Annotated in this window: 26 protein-coding genes and 4 tRNA genes; 18 read left to right on the forward strand and 12 right to left on the reverse strand. The window is 65.7% G+C overall.

Annotated elements, in window-relative coordinates; all coding sequences use genetic code 11:
* Nucleotides 1-111 precede the first annotated feature (111 nt).
* Nucleotides 112-348: a hypothetical protein gene (locus ACZ60G_RS18395; protein ID WP_040696132.1), complete on the reverse strand. Its 237-nt coding sequence runs from the start codon at nt 346-348 to the stop codon at nt 112-114.
* 110 nt (nt 349-458) lie between these two features.
* Here ACZ60G_RS18395 and ACZ60G_RS18400 point away from each other — a divergent pair, with 110 nt between their 5' ends.
* The gene (locus ACZ60G_RS18400) at nt 459-1,037 is read left to right on the forward strand and encodes a TIGR03086 family metal-binding protein (RefSeq protein WP_465811277.1); all 579 of its coding nucleotides are present in this window, start codon (nt 459-461) and stop codon (nt 1,035-1,037) included.
* On the opposite strand, the gene ACZ60G_RS18405 is transcribed toward ACZ60G_RS18400, so the two are convergent.
* Nucleotides 1,038-1,538: an SgcJ/EcaC family oxidoreductase gene (locus tag ACZ60G_RS18405; RefSeq protein WP_465811278.1), complete on the reverse strand. Its 501-nt coding sequence runs from the start codon at nt 1,536-1,538 to the stop codon at nt 1,038-1,040.
* A 63-nt stretch (nt 1,539-1,601) separates the two neighbouring features.
* Here ACZ60G_RS18405 and ACZ60G_RS18410 point away from each other — a divergent pair, with 63 nt between their 5' ends.
* Nucleotides 1,602-2,069 (forward strand): MarR family winged helix-turn-helix transcriptional regulator, encoded by a 468-nt coding sequence (locus ACZ60G_RS18410; RefSeq protein WP_465811279.1) that lies wholly within the window; start codon nt 1,602-1,604, stop codon nt 2,067-2,069.
* Between the two features lie 29 nt (nt 2,070-2,098).
* Here the strand turns inward: ACZ60G_RS18410 and ACZ60G_RS18415 are convergent, their stop codons facing one another.
* Nucleotides 2,099-2,740, reverse strand: a complete 642-nt coding sequence (locus tag ACZ60G_RS18415) for a TetR/AcrR family transcriptional regulator (protein WP_465811280.1) — start codon at nt 2,738-2,740, stop codon at nt 2,099-2,101.
* Nucleotides 2,741-2,822: 82 nt separating this feature from the next.
* On the opposite strand from ACZ60G_RS18415, the gene ACZ60G_RS18420 reads away from it, so the two are divergent.
* Nucleotides 2,823-3,857, forward strand: coding sequence for an aldo/keto reductase (locus ACZ60G_RS18420; protein ID WP_465811281.1), 1,035 nt, complete (start codon nt 2,823-2,825; stop codon nt 3,855-3,857).
* A 64-nt stretch (nt 3,858-3,921) separates the two neighbouring features.
* On the opposite strand, the gene ACZ60G_RS18425 is transcribed toward ACZ60G_RS18420, so the two are convergent.
* The 4 genes from ACZ60G_RS18425 to ACZ60G_RS18440 form a co-directional block, all read right to left on the reverse strand.
* The gene (locus ACZ60G_RS18425) at nt 3,922-8,106 is read right to left on the reverse strand and encodes a molybdopterin-dependent oxidoreductase (RefSeq protein ID WP_465811282.1); all 4,185 of its coding nucleotides are present in this window, start codon (nt 8,104-8,106) and stop codon (nt 3,922-3,924) included.
* Nucleotides 8,107-8,256: 150 nt separating this feature from the next.
* The gene (locus tag ACZ60G_RS18430) at nt 8,257-8,970 is read right to left on the reverse strand and encodes a demethylmenaquinone methyltransferase (RefSeq protein ID WP_387294381.1); all 714 of its coding nucleotides are present in this window, start codon (nt 8,968-8,970) and stop codon (nt 8,257-8,259) included.
* Between the two features lie 148 nt (nt 8,971-9,118).
* Nucleotides 9,119-10,261, reverse strand: coding sequence for a glycosyltransferase family 4 protein (locus tag ACZ60G_RS18435; RefSeq protein WP_465811283.1), 1,143 nt, complete (start codon nt 10,259-10,261; stop codon nt 9,119-9,121).
* An 89-nt stretch (nt 10,262-10,350) separates the two neighbouring features.
* Nucleotides 10,351-10,833 (reverse strand): DUF3592 domain-containing protein, encoded by a 483-nt coding sequence (locus ACZ60G_RS18440; RefSeq protein WP_465811284.1) that lies wholly within the window; start codon nt 10,831-10,833, stop codon nt 10,351-10,353.
* A gap of 40 nt (nt 10,834-10,873) precedes the next feature.
* Between ACZ60G_RS18440 and ACZ60G_RS18445 the strand changes: the two genes are divergently transcribed.
* Nucleotides 10,874-11,380 (forward strand): DUF2505 domain-containing protein, encoded by a 507-nt coding sequence (locus ACZ60G_RS18445; RefSeq protein ID WP_465811285.1) that lies wholly within the window; start codon nt 10,874-10,876, stop codon nt 11,378-11,380.
* A 48-nt stretch (nt 11,381-11,428) separates the two neighbouring features.
* On the opposite strand, the gene ACZ60G_RS18450 is transcribed toward ACZ60G_RS18445, so the two are convergent.
* The 3 genes from ACZ60G_RS18450 to ACZ60G_RS18460 all read right to left on the reverse strand — a co-directional run bounded on the left by ACZ60G_RS18450 (nt 11,429) and on the right by ACZ60G_RS18460 (nt 13,631).
* Nucleotides 11,429-11,863, reverse strand: a complete 435-nt coding sequence (locus tag ACZ60G_RS18450; protein WP_063045424.1) for a VOC family protein — start codon at nt 11,861-11,863, stop codon at nt 11,429-11,431.
* Nucleotides 11,864-11,935: 72 nt separating this feature from the next.
* Complete coding sequence (locus ACZ60G_RS18455) at nt 11,936-12,349, reverse strand: helix-turn-helix transcriptional regulator (protein ID WP_364389587.1); 414 nt, start codon at nt 12,347-12,349, stop codon at nt 11,936-11,938.
* Nucleotide 12,350: 1 nt separating this feature from the next.
* On the reverse strand, nt 12,351-13,631 hold the full coding sequence (locus ACZ60G_RS18460) for a geranylgeranyl reductase family protein (protein WP_465811286.1): 1,281 nt from the start codon (nt 13,629-13,631) through the stop codon (nt 12,351-12,353).
* 194 nt (nt 13,632-13,825) lie between these two features.
* Between ACZ60G_RS18460 and ACZ60G_RS18465 the strand changes: the two genes are divergently transcribed.
* Nucleotides 13,826-14,848 carry a polyprenyl synthetase family protein gene (locus tag ACZ60G_RS18465; protein ID WP_327094004.1) on the forward strand — a complete coding sequence of 341 codons (1,023 nt, stop codon included), beginning with the start codon at nt 13,826-13,828 and terminating at the stop codon, nt 14,846-14,848.
* 110 nt (nt 14,849-14,958) lie between these two features.
* Nucleotides 14,959-15,840: a zinc metalloprotease HtpX gene (htpX, locus tag ACZ60G_RS18470; RefSeq protein ID WP_465811287.1), complete on the forward strand. Its 882-nt coding sequence runs from the start codon at nt 14,959-14,961 to the stop codon at nt 15,838-15,840.
* 18 nt (nt 15,841-15,858) lie between these two features.
* On the opposite strand, the gene ACZ60G_RS18475 is transcribed toward htpX, so the two are convergent.
* Entirely contained in the window at nt 15,859-16,323 is a 465-nt protein-coding gene (locus ACZ60G_RS18475) for a MarR family transcriptional regulator (RefSeq protein ID WP_465811288.1), read from the reverse strand.
* A gap of 26 nt (nt 16,324-16,349) precedes the next feature.
* On the opposite strand from ACZ60G_RS18475, the gene ACZ60G_RS18480 reads away from it, so the two are divergent.
* Entirely contained in the window at nt 16,350-16,769 is a 420-nt protein-coding gene (locus ACZ60G_RS18480; RefSeq protein ID WP_465811383.1) for a nitroreductase/quinone reductase family protein, read from the forward strand.
* Between the two features lie 16 nt (nt 16,770-16,785).
* A complete protein-coding gene (locus tag ACZ60G_RS18485) occupies nt 16,786-17,097 on the forward strand; it encodes a hemerythrin domain-containing protein (protein WP_465811289.1) in 312 nt (103 codons plus the stop codon).
* Nucleotides 17,098-17,159: 62 nt separating this feature from the next.
* Here the strand turns inward: ACZ60G_RS18485 and ACZ60G_RS18490 are convergent.
* Nucleotides 17,160-17,242, reverse strand: a tRNA-Tyr gene (locus ACZ60G_RS18490).
* Between the two features lie 205 nt (nt 17,243-17,447).
* Between ACZ60G_RS18490 and ACZ60G_RS18495 the strand changes: the two genes are divergently transcribed.
* The 10 genes from ACZ60G_RS18495 to rplA all read left to right on the forward strand — a co-directional run bounded on the left by ACZ60G_RS18495 (nt 17,448) and on the right by rplA (nt 22,833).
* Nucleotides 17,448-17,939 (forward strand): YajQ family cyclic di-GMP-binding protein, encoded by a 492-nt coding sequence (locus ACZ60G_RS18495; protein WP_465811290.1) that lies wholly within the window; start codon nt 17,448-17,450, stop codon nt 17,937-17,939.
* 177 nt (nt 17,940-18,116) lie between these two features.
* Nucleotides 18,117-18,189, forward strand: a tRNA-Thr gene (locus tag ACZ60G_RS18500).
* Nucleotides 18,190-18,262: 73 nt separating this feature from the next.
* A tRNA-Met gene (locus ACZ60G_RS18505) sits at nt 18,263-18,338 on the forward strand.
* 43 nt (nt 18,339-18,381) lie between these two features.
* Nucleotides 18,382-18,552, forward strand: coding sequence for a 50S ribosomal protein L33 (gene rpmG / locus ACZ60G_RS18510; RefSeq protein ID WP_011211653.1), 171 nt, complete (start codon nt 18,382-18,384; stop codon nt 18,550-18,552).
* 263 nt (nt 18,553-18,815) lie between these two features.
* Nucleotides 18,816-19,880, forward strand: coding sequence for a fused (3R)-hydroxyacyl-ACP dehydratase subunits HadA/HadB (locus tag ACZ60G_RS18515; protein WP_465811384.1), 1,065 nt, complete (start codon nt 18,816-18,818; stop codon nt 19,878-19,880).
* Nucleotides 19,881-20,111: 231 nt separating this feature from the next.
* Nucleotides 20,112-20,184 (forward strand) — tRNA-Trp (locus tag ACZ60G_RS18520).
* 106 nt (nt 20,185-20,290) lie between these two features.
* Nucleotides 20,291-20,671, forward strand: a complete 381-nt coding sequence (gene secE / locus ACZ60G_RS18525) for a preprotein translocase subunit SecE (RefSeq protein ID WP_465811291.1) — start codon at nt 20,291-20,293, stop codon at nt 20,669-20,671.
* Between the two features lie 104 nt (nt 20,672-20,775).
* Complete coding sequence (gene nusG / locus ACZ60G_RS18530; RefSeq protein ID WP_465811385.1) at nt 20,776-21,555, forward strand: transcription termination/antitermination protein NusG; 780 nt, start codon at nt 20,776-20,778, stop codon at nt 21,553-21,555.
* A gap of 51 nt (nt 21,556-21,606) precedes the next feature.
* Entirely contained in the window at nt 21,607-22,041 is a 435-nt protein-coding gene (gene rplK / locus ACZ60G_RS18535; RefSeq protein ID WP_062983809.1) for a 50S ribosomal protein L11, read from the forward strand.
* 78 nt (nt 22,042-22,119) lie between these two features.
* Nucleotides 22,120-22,833, forward strand: coding sequence for a 50S ribosomal protein L1 (gene rplA / locus ACZ60G_RS18540; RefSeq protein ID WP_354960268.1), 714 nt, complete (start codon nt 22,120-22,122; stop codon nt 22,831-22,833).
* Nucleotides 22,834-22,920: the final 87 nt, after the last annotated feature.

Consider the following 22,920-nt stretch of genomic DNA (forward strand, 5'->3'; position numbering starts at 1 on the left):
CCGATGCTCTGCCGAGCGAACTCCAGGTGCTGCGGGAATCACAGCGCAGGCGGACAACCAGTCCAACACTGTTGAGAATGCTCCTAGTCCGGCCGCGCGGCAACCCACCTGCTACTCGCCGTCGACCGGACCCGAACCATTCGCCGGGAATTCGACGAGCGCCAATGTGCGCCCCGCCATGAACCGCGCCGTCCGCACCGCGACGCCCGTTCGCGTCACTTCGCTGACCTCGACCACGCCACGCGCGATGCGCACCTCGACCTTGCGCCCGGCCCGCGTCGCGACCACTTCATAACTGCGAGACCCGTCGCCGAAATCGACGACGATCTCCACCCGATCGCCCTTCATCTACCAATTCTCCGCTTTTCCAGCACTTTTCGCCGCTACGACTTGGTTGCGATGAATTCCGACGGTGCGCGCCGTCTCAATCGTTGACGTCTGTTGCCGAGGAGGACCCGATGCACCCGAATTTCGATCTCGAACCGGCCGCCGCCGCCCTGGAGGCGGTGGTCGGCGCCGTCACCGACGATCAGCTCAGCGCGCCGACACCCTGCACCGATACCAGCGTGCGCGACCTGTTCGCCCACGTCATCGGACTCACCGAGGCCTTCCGGCAGGCCGCGACCAAGGAAGCGGTCGGCCGCTCGGTCCCGCCCGCCGTCGGCTCGGACAGCACCCTGCCCGCCGACTGGCGTTCCCACATTCCGGCCCAACTGAAGGCACTCGTCGAGGCCTGGCGCGATCCGGCGGCCTGGGACGGCGAAACCGAAGCGGGCGGGGTATCCGCCCCGGCGGTCGTCATGGCCACCATCGCGCTGGACGAAATCGTTGTCCACAGTTGGGATCTCGCCCGCGCTACCGATCAGCAACTGACTGTCGACCCGGTGCACCTGACCGTCCTGCTCGAATTCCTCAGGGACACACCGCCCGATGGCACCCCGGGCATGTTCGGCCCTGTCGTCCGAGTCCCCGACACCGCCCCGCCCCTGGACCGCATCGTCGGACTCACCGGCCGCGACCCCTCCTGGGCCCGCTGATCACCTGCGGCCGAGACCGAGCTTGCGCGCGATGCGGGCCATCAGCTGAGACATCCTGGCCGGGAACGAATCCGGCTCCGGAACCGTGACCGGTCGTACACGGCCGTTGTGAATCGCGGTGACCCGCCATCCCCCGGGGGTTCGGACCAGCACCAGGGTCTGCCGCGACAGGCGGCGCTCGGGCAGCCGCGACCGCCACGGCATCAGCACCGACGCGGTGCCGTGCAGGATCGCGACATCGGGCGTCACGTACCGGATCGACTCCAATTCGCCGACCAGGGCCGAACCGGCGAGCACACCGCGAAAGAGCTTGTCGTGGTTGGCCTGGTGTTCCTTGCGGCCGCTGGCGCGAGTGCCGTCGTAGGACACGTAATCGGAGTCGTCGGTGAACAACGCGCCGAATGCCGCGGCATCGTTATCGGTCCAGGTCTGCATGACCTGCTGGAAGACCGCGCTGAGTTGTGCGTTGTCGGTGCCGGTGCGATCGAGGGTCTCATCCATAGTGGCGGTTCTTTCTGTGCTATCGTTTCGATGAACGAAATATACGATAACAGAAAGCTTCGAATGTCGAAAGATGAAACCATCGGCGAGATCGGGATGCAGCTGCGCCTGCTGCAGGAGAGCTTCGATGCCTTCGACGAGGCCGTCGCCACCCGTCTCGGCCTCAATCGCACCGATACTCGCTGCCTCGACGTCGTGCTCGGTCGCGGCCCGCTCGCGGCCGGCGAGCTGAGTGCTCAGCTCAAACTGAGCCCCGCCGCGACCACTACCGTCATCGATCGACTCGTCCGCGCCGGATTCGTCACCCGCAGCCAGGATTCGGCCAACCGTCGCCGTGTCCTGGTCGAAGCCACCGAGGCCGCGCAGGCGACGGCGGCTGAAATCTTCGGCCCAGTCGGTCAGGCGGGCGCAAAAGCCTTGGCCCGCTACAACTCCGACCAACTGGACGTGATCCTCGACTTCCTGCGCACCGCGCTGGAAGTCCACCGAGCCCAAACCGACCGCCAGCTAGCCGCCCTGAACCCCCGCTGAATAGCTCGCAACAAGTTGCTCGATCAAGATCAGGTGGAATCTGTGGCGGTATCGCCCGATGACTTCGTGAAGATGCCTGCCGAGGCGGCTTGGGTGGCGGCTGCGGCGGCGGTGCGGGCGGCAGCGTCGTCGATCGGGTCGCCGCTGGCGAGGAGGCGGTAGTAGAGGGGGGCCGAGACGGCGGTCAGGACGGCGCGGGCGTCGGTGTTTTCGGGGATTTCGCCGCGGGCGATGGCGGCGTCGATGCAGGGGGTCCACTCGGTGAGGCGGATGTCGTAGAAGCGGCGTAGGGCGGCTGCGGCGGTCTCGTCGCAGGTGGCAGCGGCGATGACAGCCTGGAAGAGCTGGCTTTGGCGGGGGTCGGTGAGGGTTTTGGCGACCAGGTGGGCGTTGGCGGTGAGATCGCCGAGTAGGGAGCCGGTATCCGCGTGTGGCAGCGATTGTTCGGCCATATCGACGAGCAGGTCGGCGACGAGTCCGGTGGAGTTGCGCCAGCGGCGGTAGGCCGTGGTCTTGCCGACCTCGGCGCGCGCAGCGACCTCGGTCAGATCCAGGTGTGCGAAACCGCGTTCGGCAAGTAGATCACCCGCCGCCTGCAGCACGGCCTCGCGAACGCGTGCGGTGCGTCCACCGGGGCGAACCGAGCCGGGGGCGGCATTGTGAGACTCCATAAAGGAACTCCAGTTTCATTTGCGGTGTGACGGGTGTATGGTTCGGGTTGTTAACGGAACTATAGACCCTTTAGGAGTCATCATGGAGTACCGGCGGCTCGGCGCATCAGGTCTGCTCGTCCCGGCGCTGAGTTTCGGCGCGGGCACCTTCGGCGGGCGGGGCGAACTGTTCAGCGCGTGGGGCGATACCGATGCGGAGCAGGCGCGCCGACTCGTCGATATCAGCCTGGACGCGGGCGTCACCATGTTCGATACCGCCGATGTCTATTCCGATGGCGCCTCCGAGGAGGTGCTCGGTGCGGCCATCAAGGGCAGGCGCGACCAACTGCTGCTGTCCACCAAGGCGAGCCTGCCGACCGGTCCCGGCCCATTCGATGCGGGTTCCGGCCGTTCGCGCCTGATCAAGGCGGTCGAGGGCTCGCTGCGCAGACTCGGCACGGACTACATCGACCTGTTCCAACTGCACGCCTTCGACGCGCATACTCCGGTCGAGGAAGTCCTTGCGGCACTGGACGATCTGGTGCGCGCGGGCAAGATCCGCTACCTCGGCGCCTCCAACTTCGCGGGCTGGCAGCTGATGAAATCCCTTGCCGCGGCGGACCGGCACGGCCTGACCCGCTATGTCGCCCATCAGGTCTACTACTCACTCGTCGGTCGCGACTACGAATGGGAGCTCATGCCGCTCGGCCTGGACCAGGGTGTCGGCGCGGTGGTGTGGAGCCCGCTCGGCTGGGGCCGACTGACCGGGAAAATCCGCCGCGGCCAACCACTTCCGGACGGCAGCCGTCTGCATCAGACCGCCGAGGCAGGTCCGCCGGTCGATGACGACAAGCTCTACGACGTGGTCGACGTCCTCGACGAACTCGCCGCGGAGACCGGTAAGACCGTCGCGCAGATCGCCCTCAACTGGCTGCTGCGCCGTCCAACGGTGTCGACCGTCATCGTCGGCGCACGCAATGCGGAGCAACTGCGCCAGAACCTCGGCGCGGTCGGCTGGGAACTCGATGCCGAGCAGATCGCGCGCCTCGACAAGGCCGGCGCGACTACCCCGGCGTACCCCTACTACCCGTACTACCGGCTGCCGGACTTTGCGCGGCTGAGTGCTCCTGCGGTGTGAGGGGATCAGCCACTGCGCCATTCCTCCTCAGAACCCGCGGGATCGGGTGCTGAGGCAACCACCCTCAGTACACGTCACGAACGTAGCGCTTCTCGGCAACCAACTGCTTCCGGAACGCCAGCGCCCCGTCCTCGTCGAGCTTGCCGTGGATCCTGGCAATGGCCAGCAGGGTGTCGTCGACATCCTTGGCCATGCGTGCCGCATCACCGCACACATAGAAGTGCGCGCCGTCGCGCAGCCAGGACCACAGCTCGGCGCCGTGTTCGATCATCCGGTGCTGCACGTAGATCCGCTCACGCTGGTCGCGGGAGAAGGCCAGATCGAGTCGGGTGAGGAAGCCCGAGCGGAACATATCCTCCAATTCCGCTCGGTAGTAGAAATTCTGGGCGGCATGCTGATCGCCGAAGAACAACCAGTTGCGGCCGCCGCAGCCGAGGGCACGGCGTTCCTGCAGGAAGCCGCGGAAGGGCGCGATGCCGGTGCCGGGGCCGACCATGATCATCGGCGCGGTCGGATCGAGCGGCGGCCGGAAGTGCGGGGCGCGCTGCAGGAAGATCGGCACCGCGGATTCGGCGGCGTCGGCGCGGTCGGCGAGGAAGGTCGAGCACACCCCACCGCGCCGCGCGGCGGATCCGGTCGCGGCCGGATCGCCGTACCGGACGACACCCACGGTGAGCTGCACCTCGTCGGGACTGACCAGCGGACTCGACGAAATCGAATACTGGCGCGGCTGCAGCTTTTTCAGCGTGCCGAGCCATTCGACGAGATCGGCGCGCACCGGGAACTCGCGCAGCACGTCGACCGCCTGCCGGTCCCACAGGTAGTTGTCGAGTTCATTGCGATTATCGCGGCGCAGCAGTTTCGCCAGGCGGTTGTCGGGATTGCGTTCGGCGATGAAGGTGAGCAGATCGTGGCTGACCTTCGTGATGTCGAAGCGGGTCCGCAGCGCCTGGGCCAGCGACAATTCCTGGTTGTCGAGTTCGATGACGCGACGGCCGTCCAGCCCGGTCGCGCCGAGCCATTCGGCCACCATCGACTCGGCATTCGCAGGCCAAACCCCGAGCGAATCGCCGACCTCGTAATTCGCTTTCAGTCCGCGCAGGTCGAAGCCGAACTGGCGCACTTCTTTCGGCGATCCGGCATGCGACAGCGGCTCATTGCGCACCAGCGGTGCGGTCACCGGCGCGTTGCGGGTGAACGACGCCGGTCCGGCGGTCTGGGTCCCAACGGCCGGTGCGGTGCGGGTCAGCACCATCGTGCCGCCGGTGGAGCGCTCGAGTATCCGGGCTACGCCGGGATCGGAAGGACTCGTCTGGGGCGCACCGCCGTCAAGTGCGGCGAGCACCTCGTCGAGCCAGCGCGCCGCCGCTTCCTCGTAATCGGGTTCGCTGTCGACGCGTGCGAGCAGACGGGTGGCCCCGCGTTCGGTCAGTTTCGCGTCCAGTTTGCGACCGTGGCCGCAGAAGTCGTCATAGGAGGAGTCGCCGAGTGCGAACACCGCGTACCGCATGCCGGTCAATCGGAACACGCTGTCGTCCAGGCGTTCCCAGAAGTCGGTGCCGTTATCCGGCGGTCCGCCGTCGCCGAAGGTGCTGCTGATCACCAGCACATCGCCGGTGAGTTCGTGCAGCTCGCACGAGTCCATATCGAGCAGCCGCGGCGCGAAACCGGATTCGGCCAGGCGAGCGGCCGTCGTCGCCGCGAACTCTTCGGCGGTTCCGGTCTGTGAGGCCCACAGCACGGTGATCGGCCGGGTCGGTTCGTCGGGAACATGATCGATGGACGCGGATTCTGTTGCCGCGCTTCGCGAATACATACCGGCCAACAGTCCGTCGATCCACAGCCGACTGTTCTTGGCCAGCGGCGCGGATTCGGGCAGCACCGGCTGACCGGTCACCGGAAGGGATTGCAGCGCCGAGAGATATCCGGCGAGATAGATCCGCTCGGTCTCACTGAGCGTCGGCGCTGTGCCCGCGTCGAGCCCCAGCATGACCGCCAGCGGGTGTGAACCATGGTTCGCGGCCGTTTCCGGCACTCTCGCCGATGGGCTTTCGGCCGCTTTCGGCATCACCGCGACCCGCCGCAACGACACCGCGCAGGCCTTGAATTCGGGCTGCAACGAGTCCGGGTCCACGGCGTCATTGGTCACGGCATTGATCGTCAGATATTCGCCCTGCTCGTCATTCCAATGGAACGGCGCGAAGCAATCACCGGGCCGCACCCGGTCGCTGATCTGCACCGGCAGCACTGCTCGACCACGCCGGGAGGCGATTTCGAGCTGGTCACCCGCCTCGGCCCCGATCCGCTCGGCATCCTCGGGATGCACCTCGACGAACGGCCGGCCGGTCAATTTGGTCAGCTTGTCGATCTTGCCGGTCTTGGTCATGGTGTGCCACTGATGCTGCAGGCGGCCGGTATTGAGCATGAACGGGTAGTCGGCGTCGGGCATTTCCTCCGGCGCCAGATGCGGGCGCGGCCAGAACACCGCGCGACGGCTCGGCGTCGCGAAGGACAACCGGGGCTGGTGCCCGGCCTCGTCGACGAAAAGTTCCTGGCTGACACCGTCATTGCGGTAGCGGATCGGGTTGCGCGCGCGGCCGGGCTCGGCGCACGGCCACTGCATCGGCCCCTCGCGCAACCGCTCATAGCTCATGCCACGCAGGTCGTATCCGGTGGCCGGATTGGCGAACTGCTTGATCTCGTCGAAAACCTCGGCACTGGAGGCGTATTCGAAACCCGCGAAGCCCATCGCGGTGGCGACCTGCGCGATCAGCAACCAGTCCGGCCGGGCATCGCCGATCGGATCCACCGAGCGCTGCAGCAACGTGACATTGCGCTCCGAATTCACCATCACCGCATCGGCTTCGGCCCACAGCGTGGCGGGCAGCAGTATGTCGGCGTAGGAGTTGGTGGCCGTATCGGTGTAGGCGTCCTGCACGATGACCAGCTCGGCCGCCTCCAGGCCGCCGATCACCGTCTTCCGATTGGCGACGGTGGCAACGGGATTGGTGCAGATGATCCAGGCCGCTTTGATCTGCCCCTCGGACAGCTCGCGGAACATCTCGATCGTGCCCGGTCCGGCTTCGGTGCGCAGCGTGCCCGGCTCGACGCCCCATGCGGTCTCCACGAAGCTGCGGTCGGTGGGGGAGAGCAGGCTGCGCTGCCCGGGCAAACCCGGACCCATATAACCCATTTCGCGCCCGCCCATGGCATTCGGCTGACCGGTCAGCGAGAACGGCCCGCTGCCGGGACGACAGATAGCCCCGGTGGCCAGGTGCAGGTTGCAGAGCGCGTTGGTGTTCCAGGTGCCGTGGGTGGACTGGTTGAGTCCCATGGTCCATAGCGACATCCATTCACCGGCTTCGCCGATCCAGCGCGCGGCTGTTCGGATATCGTTCTCGGCCAGCCCGGTGATCGCGGCGACCTGGTCCGGCGGGTAATCGGCGAGGAATTCGGGCATCGCCGCCCATCCCTCGGTGTGCTCGGCGATGAAGTCCGAGTCGATATCACCGTTTTCGACGAGCAGGTGCAGTAGCCCGTTCAGCAGGGCGAGATCGGTACCCGGCGCGATCTGCAGGAACAGATCGGCCCGCGCCGCGGTATCGGTGCGCCGCGGATCCACCACGATCAGCTTTGCCCCCGCTTTGACCCGGTCGATCATGCGCAGATAGAGGATCGGATGGCAGTCGGCCATATTCGCGCCGGTCACGAAGAACAGGTCGGCGTGTTCGAAGTCGTCGTAGGAGCCGGGCGGCCCGTCCGCGCCGAGCGACTGCTTGTAGCCGGTCCCGGCGCTGGCCATGCACAGCCGGGAATTGGCCTCGATGTGCTTGGTCCGCAGATACCCCTTGGCCAACTTGGTCGCCAGGTACTGCGCCTCGAGCGACATCTGCCCGGAGACATATAGCGCGATGGCGTCCGGTCCGTGTTCGTCCAGGATCGCCCGCAGCCGGGTGGCCACCTCGTGCACCGCCTCGTCGACAGGCACCGGCACGGGCACCTGACCGCGTTCGGGCCGCCGGTACGCGGTCTCCATCCGCCCCGGCGCCGCCATCAACTCCTGGTGGGTCGCGCCCTTGGTGCACAGCCGGCCCGCATTCGTCGGATGCAGTTTGTCACCGCGGACCTTGGCGATGACCGGCGCACCGTCCGCACCCGCGCGGGTCTCGACGACGATGCCGCAGCCGACGCCGCAGTACGAGCACGCCGTTCTGGCGGTGCTCGCGCGATCGGTGCCCGCATCGGTCATGCCACCGATCATGCGCACCGCCGATTGCGGCCGATTTACCCAACGTTATCGACAGATGACAATTAACCTCGCCGCAGCAAATTTCCCCCGTGAGGTGTGGCCTACGCCACGAAAATATGCCGCGACCAGGGGCTCAGCTCGATTCGGCGGTCAGCCCAATTTGTAAGCGCGGTGCAGTGCGACGATCCCGCCGGTCAGATTGCGCCATTTCACCGACGACCAGCCCGCATCGGCGATTCGCAGCGCCAACTGCCGCTGATTCGGCCAGGCTCGGATGGATTCGGCGAGGTAGACGTAGGCATCCGGATTACTGCTCACCGCCACCGCGACCTTCGGCAGCGCCTTCATCAGGTACTCCAGATAGATCGTGCTGAAGATCGGCACGATCGGCGTGGAGAACTCGCAGATCACCATCCGCCCGCCCGGTTTGGTGACCCGCAGCATCTCGCGCAGCGCGGCATCGGTCTCGGAGATATTGCGCAGACCGTAGGAGATGGTCACCGCGTCGAACGAATCGTCGGCGAAGGGCAGTGCGGTCGCATCGGCGGCCACCATCGGCACATTGCGGAATTTGCCCGCGGCGAGCATGCCCTGGGAGAAGTCGGCCGCCAGGCACCAGGCACCGGATTTCGCCAGGTCCAGCGTCGAAATGCCGGTGCCCGCGGCGAGGTCGAGCACGCGCTCACCCGGCCGCGGCGCAACTGCCTTGCGCACCGCCCAGCGCCAATATCGGTCCTGTCCCAACGAGATGACGGTGTTGGTCAGGTCGTACCGCTTCGCGACCCCGTCGAACATCGACGCGACCTCGTGCGGCTGCTTGTCCAGCGAAGCCCGAACCGGTTCCCGCTGCTCTGTTTTCGCCACGCCCCGAACCTACCGCGCGTAACACATGCCGGGCGAGACTCCCGCGCCGAACTGGCCCAGACAATCCGTGTCACCATCGGACGCGCCGGGCTTTTCCATGGTCACACCCCGTAATCGGTTTTCGGAGGTCGCGAAACTCACAGACGAGTTATGCGGTATGCGGCAACTGCGTCCGAATCCCCGTGACGTCGGCGTAGTGGCCCATCAGTTCGGTGCAGATGGCGGGCCAGGTCCGGTGCAGCACCGACTTGCGAGCGGCCGCGGCGAATCGCGCCCGCAGTACTGGATCACGAAGCGCCGCAACCGCACTGGGTAACAGCTCGGCGAAGCGATCCACCGGCAGCAGGTAGCCGTTGCGGCAGTGCGCGATCAGATCGCGCGGTCCGCCCGCGTCCGGCCCGATCACCGGAACCCCGGCGGCCAGGGCTTCTTGCACACCCTGACAGAACGTCTCGTGTTCACCCGCGTGCACCATCACATCCAGGCTCGCGTAGGCCTGCGCCAGCTCGTCACCACCGAGCTCACCGGTGAAGATCGCGGTGGGCATCATCCGCGCCAACCGGGCCCGCTCCGGCCCGTCCCCGACGATCACCAGCTGGATCGCCGGATCGCTCGCCAGCACCGCCAGCCGTTCCACATGCTTCTCCGGAGCCAGCCGCCCGACAAACCCAACCAGCAGCTTGTCCTGCCCGCGCAGCCAGGAGGCCCGCAGCTCCGGCAGCTTCGCCGACGGCGTGAACCGGCCGATATCGACACCGCGGCCCCAGCGGTGCACCCGCGGAATACCGTGCCGCCCCAGATCCTCGGCCGCCGCGCGAGACGGTGCCAGCGTCCGTGTCGCGCCCTCGTGAATCCGTCGCGTCCAGGCCCAAGCCGCTCGACTGGCCAGTCCGAGCCCATAACTCTTCGCGAATCCGGCCACATCGGTCTGATAGATCGCGACCGTCGGCAGATCCAACCGCATCGCCGCACCGAGACCACCCGCGCCGAGCAGGAAGGGCGAGGCCAGATGCACCACATCGGCATCGAATTCGTCGATCGCGGCGGTGATCCCGGGCTGCGGCAGGCCCACCGGCAGCGAGCTGACCTTCGGCACCATCACCGCTGGTACCAGATGCACCGGGAACCTTTTGTAGACCCGTGGCGCGGCGGGCAGCCCGTGCGGCGTATCCGGCGCGATCAGCAGCGCCTCGTGCCCGTGCTGGTCCAGGTGGTCCAGCACCCGGAGCACGGAATTGACGACGCCGTTCATATTCGGCAGGAACGACTCCGAAACGATGGCTACTCGCACCATCTCAGGTTGACCCGTGCAACGCGCCACGCCGTCACGTCGAAATGACCGATACGCAAAGATCCGGCGAACTGTCGGGGCTGCTCGCCTCAGGCGGCGCCGGCCGCCGCGCGAGGTCCGTTCACCGGGCCAGGCGTACGGCGCTGTGCCCGCAGCAGCAGCCACATCACGGGCAGCGCGACCGCCCACACCACCAGGATCACCGACAGCGCGGGCTGAATCGCGACCCGCACGTCACGTCCGGCCACCCGGACCAGATCCGGATCCTTGCGGCTGTACTCCACATTGATCCGCTCACCAGCGGTGAGGTTGGTCGGATACAGCACCCCGACCTTGGGATTGTGCGTCTTTCCGTCCGGTGTGACATAGATGACCGCCGAACGCAGCCGCCCGGCCGAGAGCACCTCGGCGGAGGTCACACCCTTGTCGGAGCTGATCAGATAGTCGTTGCGCCAGGCGGCCAGCACCAGCAGCACGACAAGGGCGCTGAGGAAGACGGCCGCCGTCAGTACCCCGATCCTGGCCCGCCGCAGGCGGTTCGAACGCCTTTCAGACTGGCTGGTTTCCGACACCACAACAGGCTACTTGCCACCTCCGATACCGTTTGCGCCCATGTCCCGAAAATTCAGCTTCACCGTGCCCTACACCGTCCCGGTCGAAGATCTTCACCGGGCACTCACCACCGATGACGTCTGGCAGTCCCGGTTCGCCGGTTCGCCGACTGCCACCCTCGATCTCTCGCATCCGCAGGGCACGGGCACCATCCGCATACATATGACCGAAAAGGCAAGCGATGACAAGGTTCCCGGCATCGTGAGCAAGATACTCAAGAGCGAACTGGTGCTCTCGCGCACCGACAACTGGCAGCCATTGGACGGCGAAATCGCCAAGGGTACTTTCGAGGGCGCCACCGGCGGCATCAGCAGCGAAATGTCGGGCACCTACGAACTGCGCCCGACTGTCGAGGGATCCGAGATCGAGGTCGTCGGCACCGTGCGGGTCAAGGTCCGGTTGGTCGGCGGTGCCATCGAACCGCTGGCCGAACAGCTGCATCATCGGGTGCTCGAGAGCGAGCGCAAACATATCGAGGAGTGGGTCGCCGCGCAGGCGAGCGCCTGACCCGTTCCGAACGTCCCGGCTTTCGCCGGGGCGTGCCGGGCTCATCGGCTAGGCGAAATCCTCCGGGCTGAATTCCTTGGGCTCCACCAGCACCAGCCAGTTGCCGGAGTTGTCCCGGATGATCGCCTCGGTGCCATAGGGTCGTTCGGCAGGCGGCTGGATGAACTCCACGCCCTTGGCGGTCAATTCCTCGAAGGTCTTCTGGCAGTCGTCGGTCTTCAGGCCGAGCGCGCCGTTGGTGCCATTGGCCAGGGCCCGGCGGATGGCGTCGGCGAGATTGTCATCCAGCGGCGGTCCCGGAATCATCAGGGTGATTTCGAGTTCGGGATGATCGGGATGTGCCACGCTGACCCAGCGGAATCCGTTGTCGCCCATCGTCACATCGCTGGTCTCGACGAACCCCAGCTTTTCCGTGTACCACTGCTTGGCCGCGTCCTGGTCGGTGACATACACGGTGACCAGCGAGACATTGGTAATAGTCATGCCCAAAGGCTAGGAAGCCCGTCGACCTGGGCGCTTCTCCGAAATTGCTGAGTTGTGCGAACCGCTGAGCACTCAGCCCCGCGGCTTGCGATCCGACAGCCCGTGCATGAACACATAACAGCCGGGAATCCGTGGCGCGCCATCCGCGAATTTGGCTTGATACTCCGACGGCGTCACCCCGACCAATTGCCGGAACTTACTGCTGAACGACCCGAGACTGCTGTACCCGACCAGCATGCAGACCTCGGTCACGGTGAGGTTGGTGGCCCGCAGATAGTCCTGTGCCCGCTCGATCCGTCGCTGCGCCAGATATGCCGCGGGCGTCACGCCGTATACGGCCGCGAAGGCGCGCAGGAAGTGATACTTCGAAACCCCTGCGGCGGCGGCCAATTCGTCCAGATTCAACGGCTCGGCATAGTTCCGGTCCGCAAGATCCCGCGCCCGCCGCAGATGCGGAAGTAGGTAGAGCGCGGGTAATCCGGTCATCTCAGGTGAAGGGTGCGAGTTGGTCGAAGCGGTAGGACGCCCGGCCCGCGGCCCGCCAAGCCCTGGCCGTCAGATCCAGATCCTCGTCGGTGACCAGATTCCCCATCACTCGAACCGCGGTGCGCTGCAGATACTTCGACCGCATCACCGGCGGCCCGCCCATCGGCACCATCCTGGGGTGGGTCGCCAGACCGGCGATCCGCCGCGCCACCGAGAACGTCCGACCGTAGCGGGTGCGTAAGAGCTCCGGCCACACCTTCGTGAGATCCGGTTCGTCCAGCAGTTCGGCGAGCATGTGCCCGCCCTCCAGTCCGTAGTCGATGCCCTCGCCGTTGAGCGGATTCACACAGCCCGCGGCATCGCCGATCAGCACCCAATTGCGCCCCGCGACATTCGACACCGCCCCGCCCATCGGCAGCAGTGCGGACGCGAGCGCCCGCAGCGAACCCTCGAACTGCCACTCCTCGCGGCGCAACGAGGTGTAGTGCTCCAGTAGCGGTTTCAGCGCGATATGCGAGGGCCGCTGCTCGGTGGCCAGCGAGCCGACGCCGATATTCACCTCGCCATTGCCCAGCGGGAACACCCAGCCGTAGCCGGGCACCAAGTCGCCATCGGCATTGCGCAGCTCCAGATGCGAAGTGATCCACTGGTCGTCGCTGCGCGCGGATTTGATGTAGGCGCGGGCCGCGGTGCCATAGGCGTACTGCCGATGCCAGGTTCGTCCGAGCAGTTTGCCGATCGGGGAGCGGACACCGTCGGCGACGATGAGCGTCCTGCATCCGATCGAACGGGTGCCCTCCGCCGTCTTCACCGTCACACCCGTGACGCGAACACCCTCCCGGATGACATCGATCACTTTCGTGCCATCCAGCATCCTGGCCCCGGACTTCACAGCTGTCTCACGCAGCTTGTCGTCGAGTTCGGTTCGGGGAACGGCACTTCCATACGTTGGGAAGGAACCGCCCGGCCACGGCAGCAGCGCCTCGCGGCCGAAACCCGTCAGCCGCAGGCCGTGGTTCACGGTGTGCGCGCGCAGCCAGTCGCCGAGCCCGAGGTGCTCCAATTCGGCGGTCGCACGGGGGGTGAGTCCATCGCCGCAGGTCTTGTCACGTGGGAAGACGGCGGAATCGATGAGCAGGACATCGCGACCGGCCCGCGCGGCCCAGGCGGCGGCGGCCGATCCGGCCGGCCCGGCACCGACCACGAGCACTTCGGTCTGTGTGGGAATCGCGCTCTGCGTCTCCCCGTCCCCGCCGACGGGGGTGACATCCGGTGAACCCATGCGCTCAATACTCGCAGGAGCATTCGGTTCGTGTCGATGGAGCCTGCCCGTGGCGCAGACCATGCGATCGATGAGGTCGGAAAACGATATGGAAAAGTGTCTGATACACCGCATAGTGACGGTGTTCATGGGCCGCGCGGCGGGGACACGCTAGGTTCTCTACCGTGGGGTCGGACGCATCGCTGGGAGAAGAGATGAGCACATCGGCTGTGAGTGATGAGAGCACGGTGGTGGCCGGAGTCGATCTCGGTGATACCGAGCTCGCGGAGACCGTGCGCAATGGCCTCATCGATGTCGAAAAACTCCTGATCGATGAGCTGTCCGACGGCGAGCTGTTCCTACAGGAGGCGGCGCTGCATCTGGCCAAGGCCGGGGGCAAGCGATTCCGCCCGCTGTTCACCATCCTCACCGGCCAGCTCGGTCCGCGCCCCACCGATCCGGCGCTGATCACGGCGGGCACCGTGGTCGAACTGGTGCACCTGGCGACCCTCTACCACGACGACGTGATGGACGAGGCCCCGATGCGCCGCGGCGCCCCGAGCGTGAATTCGCGCTGGGGCAACAGCATCGCCATCCTCGCCGGCGACTATCTCTTCGCGCACGCGTCACGGCTCACCTCGACTTTGGGCCCCGATGCCGTGCGGATCATCGCCGAAACCTTCGCCGAACTGGTCACCGGTCAGATGCGGGAAACCATGGGCGCCCGCGAATCCCAGGATCCGGTCGAGCATTACCTGCGCGTGGTCTGGGAGAAGACCGGCTCGCTGATCGCGGCCGCCGGACGCTTCGGCGGCACCTTCTCCGGCGCTGATGCCGAACACGTCGAGCGGTTGGCCCGGCTCGGCGATGCGGTCGGCACCGCCTTCCAGATCTCCGACGACATCATCGACATCTCCTCGGCCGCCGAACAATCCGGCAAAACGCCGGGCACCGACCTGCGCGAGGGCGTGCACACCCTGCCGGTGCTGTACGCACTGCGCGACGAGGGCGCCGAGGGCGACCGCCTGCGCAAACTGCTGGCCCACCCGCTGCAGACCGACGACGAGGTCGAGGAGGCGCTGTCTCTGCTCGCCCACTCCCGCGGCATGGTGCTGGCCAAGGAGAAGCTGCAGAGCTACGCCGATATCGCACACGCCGAACTCTCCGCGCTGCCGTCGGGCCCGGCCAACGACGCACTCGAGCGCTTGGTCCGCTACACCATCGAACGCGTCGGCTGATGGTTCGCACCGGCGCGCCGGACTGGATCACATCCGGAACTTTGCCCCCGATCTCTATCGTTGATCTGCCGTAGGACACTCGACGGACGGGGGAGTGGGCAAGGAGGCGTATGCACGGGCACGGGTATGCGAATGGGCTGAAGACGTTCGGGCTCATGGTCGGCCTCTCGGCCTTGATCGTGTTCGCCGGGGCGTTGTTTCGCAGCCCGATGATGCTCTTCCTGGCGATCTTGCTCGCCGTCGGCATGAATGCCTACGCCTATTTCTACAGCGACAAGATCGCGCTCAAGGCCATGCACGCCCAGCCGGTCAGTGAGCTGGAGGCCCCGGTCGTCTATCGCATCGTGCGCGAGCTCGCGACCACGGCGCGTCAGCCGATGCCGCGGCTCTATATCAGCCCGACCAACGCCCCCAACGCCTTCGCGACCGGACGCAATCCGCGCCACGCCGCCGTCTGCTGTACCAGCGGCATCCTGCAGATCCTCGACGAGCGCGAACTACGCGCGGTACTCGGCCACGAGCTATCGCACGTCTACAACCGCGACATTCTGATCTCCTCGATCGCGGGCGCACTGGCCGCGGTCATCTCCGGCCTGGCCAACCTGGCCTTCTTCGCCTCGATGTTCGGCGGCAACCGCAATGGCGAGGGCCCCAATATCCTCGGCGTGATCCTGGTGACGCTGCTCGGCCCGATCGCCGCGACCCTGGTCAAATTGGCGGTCTCCCGCTCCCGCGAATATCAAGCCGACCAATCCGGCGCCGAGCTGACCGGCGATCCGCTCGCCCTGGCCTCGGCGCTGCGCAAGCTGGAGCGCGGCGTACAGGCCGCCCCGCTGCCCCCTGAGCCGCAGCTGACGGCCCAGTCGCACCTGATGATCGCCAACCCGTTCCGGGCCGGTGAGCGTGCGGCACGCCTGTTCTCCACCCACCCCCCGATGGCCGATCGCATCGCCCGTCTCGAGGAAATGGCGGGCGGGCCCCGCAACTACTGATCGGCGGACCCGACGCGCTCAATCGTGTTCGGCCGCGAGTTCCTGTTCGTAGGCCCGTAGCGTCTCGACGAACATCCGCCGCTGCTCGGCGTTCAACGGCTCGAGCACCTTCCGCCAGGCCCGCGCACTGCCACCGAGCCAGGCATTGACCGACTTCTCGTGCGCCGCCGCGATGGCCACGATAGTCCGACGGCGATCCGCCGCATCCGAGCGGCGTTCCAGCACCCCCTGACGGCTCAGATCGCCCACCATCAGACTGACGGTCGTCGGCGCGACCTCCAGCCGTCCAGCCAGCTCGTTCACCGTCATCGGCCCCTCGAACACCAGATTCGCCAGCAGTGACAGATGCCGCGGAGCAAGCGAGAACGATTGCAGCTCTTCGGGAACGCGCATCTTCTTGGCCCGCCCCACCACCCGCGGCATGAGCAGCAGCAGACTCCGAATGCCCTCGTCCACCCCGATGCCACGCGCACCCGTTGACATCCCGCACACCTCCAAATAATCTTTGCTTGCAAAGCAATTTTGCTTGCAAAGCAAAATCTAATCTCCCAGGCAAGGCTAGTACCAGCGGTCGCCGGTCCGCCCGGCGATCCGGAAGGACGCGGGACATTACAGATGCGCAGCCGACTTCGGCGGCGGATTTCAATGCGGCGATCATCGAGGAGTTCCGCGCGAACGCGGGGTCGGTCGGCGCGATGTTCGAGGGGGTGCCGCTCATCCTGCTGACCACGGTCGGCGCGAAAAGCGGACGCCAGCACACGACGCCGGTCGTCTACTACCGAGACGGCGATCGTCTACTGATCTTCGGCTCGAACGCCGGCGCCGACACCCATCCGGCGTGGTTCTACAACGTGCGGCGGAATCCGGCCGTCACCGTGGAGGTCGGCGACGGTCCGCACGCAACTCGACGAGCTCGACGAATCGAGTGAAATCCCAAGTCTGCCAATGGATCTGCGCAGCCACTTTGTCGCATTCTGTGGTGCGCTGCATGAGCACCACACCAATGAGGACGGTGTCTTTCCGGCGCTGGTCCGCCAGCATCCCGAATTGGCTCCGGTGGTCGAGCGGCTGCAGCGTGAGCACGGTGTGGTCGCCACGGCACTCGCCGAATTGCAACAGTTGCCGAACAGTGCCGACGCGGCCCAGTTGCGCAACGAATTCGACCGTCTCGCAAATGAATTGGAAACCCATTTCAGTTACGAAGAGGACGAACTCGTGGCAACCCTGAATGCGACCGACCCGGCCGCACTTCGATAGCGATAAATGCCCGCAGAAATGAGAAGCCCCCGTCGATCATGATGATCGACGGGGGCTTTCGGTGGCAGGTGTAGGATTCGAACCTACGTAGGCTTTCACCGACAGATTTACAGTCTGCTCCCATTGGCCGCTCGGGCAACCTGCCGTCGCGCTTCTCGGCGCGCAGAGCAGCTTACAACGAACCTGCACCCTGAATGCAAACCGGCTGGCCATCGGCCATGCGACGGGACTACGGTCGCGCTCCGGGGTAGAACTGACGGTGACCGGATCATCTGGTCGTCGGCGACTGCTTGCAGGTCGCTCGAAAGGGTCAGCCAGGACCCGTTGGACCGCCAGGACAGGAGCGAAGTGTGGCCGATTCGTCTTTCGATGTTGTCAGCAAGGTCGACCGTCAGGAGGTCGACAACGCGCTGCATCAGGCGGACAAGGAGCTGAACACCCGCTACGACTTCCGTGGCACCGGCGCGAGTATCGAATGGTCCGGTGAGGACAAGATCGTGCTCAGTGCCGAGGCCGAAGAGCGGGTCAAGGCGGCGCTCGACGTATTCAAGGAAAAGCTGATTCGCCGCGATATCTCGCTCAAGGCCTTCGATGCCGGCGAGCCCGCGGCCTCCGGCAAGACCTACAAGATCACCGGCACACTGGTGCAGGGCATCGACGCCGAGCATGCGAAGAAAATTTCCAAGAAGATCCGTGACGAGGGGCCCAAGGGCATCAAGGCGCAGATCCAGGGTGACGAACTACGCGTCTCCAGTAAGAAGCGCGACGATCTGCAGGCGGTGATCGCATTGCTGAAGGGTGAGGACTTCGGCATCGCGCTGCAGTTCGTCAATTATCGGTAGGCGTCGTGGCTGATCTTTTCGAGCGACCTGCGAGCAGTCGCTGGCGGCCCGCCGCGGGTGGCCGCAAAAACCGCTCTGACCACCCGGTTTGGAGGTGCGACCGGTGAGTGTGTAACCTCGTTCAAGACTTCGCCGCGCCGGAGTCCTGAACGTTGGTCACGGCGCGGAGCTAGTCATGCCCCCTTAGCTCAGTCGGCAGAGCGTTTCCATGGTAAGGAAAAGGTCAACGGTTCGATTCCGTTAGGGGGCTCGCCGGATTGCCGGTGGTGACCGACTCGGCATCTCCAAGGTTGGGCGCGGCATCACCAGGCAATGCGACCCGTGGCGGTGTAGCTCAGTCGGTAGAGCAAACGACTCATAATCGTTGTGTCGCCGGTTCAAGTCCGGCCATCGCTACCAAAGACCGATCAGACCATCTGGTTGACCCGAAAGAAGGAATATCGTGGCCGCGAAGTCCACCGATGTCCGGCCAAAGATCACCTTGGCCTGCGAGCAGTGCAAGCACCGCAACTACATCACCAAGAAGAACCGGCGCAACGACCCGGATCGGCTGGAGCTGAAGAAGTTCTGCCCGAACTGTGGCACCCACCGGGCGCACCGCGAATCCCGCTAGTCCACCACGCGTGCCGCTGCCGCGTTGATTGGCTTCCGGGTTGGTCCCGGATTCTCGGGTCGTGACACTTGCGAGGGCCGGACATATGTCCGGCCCTGACGTGTTTTACGACTCGAGTGCGGTGGGCGTTGCGAGCGAAGCGAGTAACCGATCGACACAGCCGCCAAGCGGGCACGACGGAGCCGAGCGCTAGCGAGGCGCAGTCGTGAACGCTCCGTCGACTCCGGGGCTCGGGGTCAGATAGGTACAGTCCTCCCGTGACAATCAACACCGGTACAGACGAAGCGGTCGCAGCGGACGAAGAACTCGACCCCGCGGCACACGCCGCGGCGATGGTCGGTCATCACTACCGCGTCGACGACTACTACGAGGTCGGCCGCGAGAAGGTGCGTGAATACGCCCGCGCCGTGCAGGATTACCACCCGGTGCACTGGGATGAAGACGCCGCGCAGGAGTACGGCTACGACAGCCTGCTCGCCCCGGTCACCTTCATCTCTCTGGTCGGGATTCTGGCCCAGCGCAAACTCTTCGAGCAGATCGTCACGGGCTACGACCTGAGCCAGATCATGCAGACCGATCAGATCCTGGAATTCCACCGGCCGATCAAGGTCGGCGACCAGTTGGTCTGCGATGTCTATCTGCACTCGTTCCGGCAGGCCTTCGGTGGCGACATCATCGTCACCAAGAACATCGTCACCGCGCAGAACGAGGTGGTGCTCACCACCTACACCACGCTGATCGGGCGCAGCGGCGGCGATATCGATCCGAATCTGCAGGGCGCGGTCCGCAATGTGCTCATGCACGGCATCGACGAGGACGCGCCGAGCCACCATCCGCGCACCGGCGCCACCACCGATGCACTCGCGGCGCCTGCGCCCGTGGTGCCTGCGATCGTGCCGAGCAAGCACGCGATCAACTTCGAGCACATCGCCGTCGGCGACGAGCTGCCCCCGCGCACTGTCCGGCTGACCCGCGGCGATCTGGTGAACTACGCGGGCGTCTCCGGCGACGCGAATCCGATCCACTGGAGTGACGAGGTCGTCAAGCTGGTCGGTCTGGACAACGTGGTCGCGCACGGCATGCTCACCATGGGCCTCGGCGGCGGTTTCGTCAGCTCCTGGCTCGGCGATCCCGGCGCGGTCAAGGAGTACAACGTCCGCTTCACCAGCCCGGTCTACGTCGGCTCCGAGGAGCCTGCGGAGGTCGAGTTCACGGGTAAGGTGAAGTCGGTGGATTCGGAGACCCGGACCGCGGTCGTCGCCATCGTGGCGAAGTCGGCGGGCAGGAAGATCTTCGGACGCGCCACCGCGACGGTCCAACTGGCCTGACCTGGTCGAGCGACCCTGATTGGCATATGCCGCAGGCGGTAACGTACACTCAGATTTCTGGGGTCACCAGCCGCTGCGCGCTGCTCTGCAAGGGCTGGTTCCAGGTGAGTCCGCAAGGATTCGCCGACGGGGCCGGCAACTGCCGGAGTGGCGCGCGTGTTGTGTGACACCAGATGGAAGAACGACAACTGAACACAGAACAGTGGTTGGACAGCTGGATCGTCCGACCGAAGGGGCGTAGCTCAACTGGCAGAGCAGCGGTCTCCAAAACCGCAGGTTGCAGGTTCAAGTCCTGTCGCCCCTGCCCTGGATGCCAGCGACGAAAGGATCGACGTGAGCGAGCGTAGCGAGCGAGCCATTGGCACAGCGCGCATCGCGCACGGCGGCGCCGAGCGTAGCGAGGTGACGGCGTGAGCGACGAGCGGGATAATCGCCACGGCGCGCATGCCGAGGACGACGACACCGCCGCGGTGGCTCGGCCGAGCGGTAAGCGGTCCGCGCGGCGCAGTCGCGATGCCGATTCGGGCTCGGTCGCCACGATCGATCGGCCCACATCGGGCAAGGCAGCCAAAAAGACCGATCGGGCCGAACGCAAGACGGGTAACCCGTTCAAGCGTTTGATCAAGTTCCTGCGCGAAGTAGTCGCGGAACTGCGCAAGGTGATCTGGCCCAACCGGAAGCAGATGGTCACCTATACGAGCGTTGTTCTGGTGTTCGTGATCTTCATGGTCGCGTTCATCAGCGGGTTGGATCTGGCGTTCATCAAGGGTGTCAACTGGCTGTTCGGCTAGCTGATCGCCGCCGACGCCGGTAGCCGACCCCGAGCCGGCGCGTTACAGCGCGCCCGCCCGGTACGCAAAGGATGTACGTGACGACACAGGAAGCGAGTGCCCCAGTGAGCACCCCGGAGAACGACACAACCGACGAGTTCCCGGTCGACGAAGCGGTGCAGACCGTCGAGGAGTCCGCGGCCGTCGAGGAAGCTGTTGTCGACGAATCCGACGCCGCTGACGCCGAAGTTGTCGAGGCCGCTCCTGTCGATGCCGAACCCGCCGATCCGGTTGCCGAGATGAAGGCCGCGCTGCGGCGGGCCCCCGGCGATTGGTACGTAATTCACTCGTACGCCGGTTACGAGAACAAGGTGAAGGCCAACCTCGAGACCCGTGTGCAGAACCTGGACCTCGAGGAATACATCTTCCAGGTCGAGGTGCCGACCGAAGAGGTCACCGAGATCAAGAACGGTCAGCGCAAGCACGTCAACCGCAAGGTGCTGCCCGGTTACATCCTGGTCCGGATGGAACTCAACGACGAGTCGTGGGGCGCGGTGCGCAACACCCCCGGTGTCACCGGTTTCGTCGGCGCCACCTCGCGCCCGTCGCCGCTTTCCATCGACGACGTGGTGAAGTTCCTGGTCCCGGCCGCGCAGCAGCAGAAGAAGCCCGCTGCCGAGGCCGCCGCCGCGGCGTCGACCTCCACCGATATCGCGCCCAAGCCGGTCATCGAGGTCGACTTCGAGGTCGGCGAGTCGGTGACCGTGATGGACGGCCCGTTCGCGACGCTGCCCGCCAGCATTTCCGAGGTCAATGCCGAGCAGCAGAAGCTCAAGGTGCTCGTGTCGATCTTCGGTCGCGAGACTCCGGTCGAGCTGGCGTTCACCCAGGTCGCGAAGATCTAGGACCCCCGAATCTTGCAAAGAGCAAGGACACAAAAACCCTAGGAAAGAAAGATGCCCCCCAAGAAGAAGAAGCTCGCCGGGATCATCAAGCTTCAGATCCAGGCCGGCCAGGCGAACCCGGCCCCTCCGGTCGGCCCCGCGCTCGGTCAGCACGGCGTCAACATCATGGAGTTCTGCAAGGCGTACAACGCCGCGACCGAGTCGCAGCGTGGCAACGTCATTCCGGTCGAGATCTCGGTGTACGAGGACCGGTCCTTCGACTTCAAGCTGAAGACCCCGCCCGCCGCCAAGCTGCTGCTCAAGGCCGCCGGTGTGCAGAAGGGCTCGGCCGAGCCGCACAAGACCAAGGTCGCGAAGGTCACCATGGACCAGGTCCGGGAGATCGCCAAGACCAAGCAGGAAGATCTGAACGCCAAGGACATCGACCAGGCGGCCAAGATCATCGCGGGCACCGCGCGTTCGATGGGTATCACCGTCGAGGCGTGAGTTTCGGCTCCGAAATTCCGGTGGGAGGGTCGGCCAGACCCGATAACCACTTCTGAACCACACTAAGGACAGAAAATCATGGCAAAACGAAGCAAGGCGTATCTCGCCGCGGCCGAGAAGGTCGATCGCACTCAGCTCTACTCCCCGCTGGCCGCCGCGCGGCTGGCGAAGGAGACCGCAACCACCAAGACCGACGCGACCGTCGAGGTCGCCGTTCGTCTCGGTGTGGATCCCCGCAAGGCCGACCAGATGGTCCGCGGCACGGTCAACCTGCCGCACGGCACCGGTAAGACCGCCCGCGTCATCGTGTTCGCGGCCGGTGAGAAGGCCGCCGAGGCCGAGGCCGCCGGTGCGGACGCCGTCGGCGCCGAGGATCTGATCGAGCGGATCCAGGGCGGCTGGCTGGACTTCGACGCCGCGATCGCCACCCCGGACCAGATGGCCAAGGTTGGCCGGATCGCGCGTGTCCTGGGCCCGCGCGGCCTGATGCCGAACCCGAAGACCGGCACGGTGACCAACGATGTGACCAAGGCTGTCAACGACATCAAGGGCGGCAAGATCAACTTCCGCGTCGACAAGCAGGCCAACCTGCACTTCGTCATCGGCAAGGCATCCTTCGACGATGCCAAGCTGGTGGAGAACTACGGCGCCGCGCTGGACGAGATCCTGCGTGCCAAGCCGTCGACCGCCAAGGGCCGCTACGTCAAAAAGGTGACGGTCTCGACGAACACCGGACCGGGCATCCCGGTGGACCCGAACCGCACCCGCAACCTCCTCGACGAGGATGCGTAAGTAGCACCCGGCTCTTCGGAGCATTGGCGCCTCTTCGGACGCTGAGTACCAGCACAAAGGGCGGGAACGCGAATCGCGTTCCCGCCC

This window comes from Nocardia sp. NPDC102475 (genome assembly GCF_055584605.1).